Origin of the sequence: Acinetobacter sp. ACNIH3 (assembly GCF_002918965.1) — a bacterium.
GTDB classification, from domain to species: Bacteria; Pseudomonadota; Gammaproteobacteria; order Pseudomonadales; family Moraxellaceae; genus Acinetobacter; species Acinetobacter schindleri.
Genome location: NZ_PQLP01000108.1, coordinates 1 through 2,376, shown reverse-complemented (window position 1 = coordinate 2,376; position 2,376 = coordinate 1). Strand labels below are relative to the sequence as shown.

Here is a 2,376-nt window from a genome sequence, read left to right as displayed (position 1 = left end):
TAGGTTGACGTTTAGGTTTATTTGCTTTGGCTTTGTGTGTCGCTGCATCGGTTTTATCTGCATTCAGCCGTTCCAGTTCCAGATCAACGGCTGCGATATCTTCTTCGACCGCTTCATCCCAGAGATGGATTTGTTTTGCGGTGAGATGTTCGTTTTTACTGCCGAATTTGTGCTTTTTAAACAGCGCCAGTTCATGCTCGTATTTTTGATTGAGAATAGAAAGATGCTGAACTTTGGCATCCAATTGCTGGTTTGATTTTTCTAATTCTTGATTTGATTGTGCCAGAGACTGATGCTGCAGCGCCAACTGCCTGGTAAATTCCAGCAGTTGTTCATGGGTCAGTTGGCTTAAGTCAGGCAGCGTATTCATGACCGCAGTATGCCTGAGGTCATGAGAAGAATGAAATAGAACGTTTGGAGAATAGCAGAATGGAACAGCTTGGTTTAAAGCATCGTCACCACCTGCTGTCGTCCAATGCGCTGCCAGGGCAAACCCTGGATCAGTGCCTGTAACTGTTCCGGGCTGAGAGCTACGCTTTCACCCTGGTGAACTTGAGCCCAGTGAAATTTGCCCTGTTCCAGCCGCCGGGCACACAGCCAGATGCCCAGTCCATCATGCACCAGTACTTTCATGCGATGGCCACGTTTATTACAGAACAGGTAAGCACAATGCGGTTTGATGTAGCCAAAGGCTCTCACCACCTGAGCCATGGTCGTATCCATACCTGCACGCATGTCCATGGGCTGAGTAGACAACCAGATTTCATCAATGCGGATCATGTTGCAAGTGCCTTGAGTAATTCTGCTAAAGCAGATATTTCTGATACTTGCCATTTCAAGCCAATTTCTGCTTTTGAGTGGGGTAAAGTAATTTGAACCTTTAACATGTCAGTAGGAGTAGGATCTAATGGTGCAGAGCAAGATAAGGCAATAAATGCAGGTTTATTCGGTAGTGGTGAGCGATCATTCCCTGGCTTAGCATCAATTAAGCGAATCCATTTGGATACAAGATTTGTATTCAATCCATGTTGCAAAGCGACTGAAGCAATTGAAACGTCTGGTGCTTTACAAGCCTGAACGATCTGCTGTTTAAATTCAGCACTGTATGTTCTTCGTTTTTTCGCAAGAGATGCGATGGATGTCTGGTGATTTGTAGTCATAAATTTTAGTCCCCACTTGTTTTTAAGTGGGGACTAAATTAAGGCTTATAGGATGAATTCATAAGGTGTGTTCAGCGGACGCTTACATTGTTCGATTGGCTATTCGTTTTCTTTGGTATATTCGCTTTAGTTCCTGTTTTCCTGATCTGTTCACGCAGTGGTTCTGAATCATAGCCTTTATCTGCGCATAACACTTTTGTCTCTTTTAAATCTAATGTTGATATTAAATCAGGTGCAACTTTAACATCATGTGTGGTTCCATCGGTAATCATGAAATCAATAGGATTGCCATATGCATCAAGAATCAAATGTATTTTTGAGGAATTTCCTCCTACACTTTTAGAAATAGATTGATTCGCTATGCCGGCAGAATGTTGATGAGCACGTACATGAGAGCCATCAATAAAAATCCACTCCATATCGGGGCATGAGGCTAGTAATTTGAACAATCTAAGTAACTTACCGCTGCTTGACCAACGATTAAAACGTTTGAAAATAGAGTTTGAATGACCAAAACAGGAAGGAATATCTCGCCACGGACAGCCTGTTCTAATTCTATAGAGAATAGCTTCAATAAAATTGCGTAAATTTGAGTTGTGGTGAATGGATAAATTACGCAAAATAGTTTTCAACTTTTGCCAGTGTTGATGTGTCAGCATGGTACGAGGCATAGCGAATAGTAAAATTGGGTTTGGCGATTTGATTTTACTACTTCGCTATTTTTTTAAGCTAAAAGTGTCAACACACCCTAGACATCCATCACATCTCTTGAGAAAAAACGAAGAACATGCAGTGCTGAATTTAAACAGCAGATCGTTCAGGCTTGTAAAGCACCGGACGTTTCAATTGCTTCAGTCGCTTTGCAACATGGATTGAATACAAATCCCCTATCCAACTGGATTCGCTTAATTGATGGTAAGCTAGAGAAATGATCGCTCACCACTACCGAATAAACCTGCATTTATTGCTTTATCTTGCTCTGCACCATTAGATCCTACTCCTACTGACATGTTAACGGTTCAAATTACTTTACCCCACTCAAAAGCAGAAATTGGCTTGAAATGGCAAGTATCAGAAATATCTGCTTTAGCAGAATTACTCAAGGCACTTGCAACATGATCCGCATTGATGAAATCTGGTTGTCTACTCAGCCCATGGACATGCGTGCAGGTATGGATACGACCATGGCTCAGGTGGTGAGAGCCTTTGGCTACAT

The 2,376-nt window shown here is 42.1% G+C and carries 2 protein-coding genes and 3 pseudogenes; 1 reads left to right on the top strand and 4 read right to left on the bottom strand.

Annotated elements, in window-relative coordinates:
* The 4 genes and pseudogenes from C3420_RS16775 to C3420_RS16760 all read right to left on the bottom strand — a co-directional run.
* Positions 1–370 (bottom strand): annotated as a pseudogene (locus C3420_RS16775) (IS66 family transposase); the annotation flags it as partial.
* Between the two features lie 74 nt (positions 371–444).
* On the bottom strand, positions 445–780 hold the full coding sequence (tnpB, locus tag C3420_RS16770; protein WP_004733288.1) for an IS66 family insertion sequence element accessory protein TnpB: 336 nt from the start codon (positions 778–780) through the stop codon (positions 445–447).
* Positions 777–1,160 carry an IS66-like element accessory protein TnpA gene (gene tnpA, locus C3420_RS16765; RefSeq protein WP_004646130.1) on the bottom strand — a complete coding sequence of 128 codons (384 nt, stop codon included), beginning with the start codon at positions 1,158–1,160 and terminating at the stop codon, positions 777–779. The genes tnpB and tnpA overlap by 4 nt, the downstream gene beginning before the upstream one ends.
* A gap of 86 nt (positions 1,161–1,246) precedes the next feature.
* A pseudogene (locus C3420_RS16760) lies at positions 1,247–1,831 on the bottom strand (IS5 family transposase); the annotation flags it as partial.
* 87 nt (positions 1,832–1,918) lie between these two features.
* Here C3420_RS16760 and C3420_RS17880 point away from each other — a divergent pair.
* A pseudogene (locus tag C3420_RS17880) lies at positions 1,919–2,279 on the top strand (transposase).
* Positions 2,280–2,376 lie beyond the last annotated feature (97 nt).

What these genes read in the sequence shown, in the direction of transcription:
- tnpB (WP_004733288.1), bottom strand. Translation starts at nt 780, where the DNA reads ATGATCCGCATTGATGAAATCTGGTTGTCTACTCAGCCCATGGACATG.
- tnpA (WP_004646130.1), bottom strand. Translation starts at nt 1,160, where the DNA reads ATGACTACAAATCACCAGACATCCATCGCATCTCTTGCGAAAAAACGA.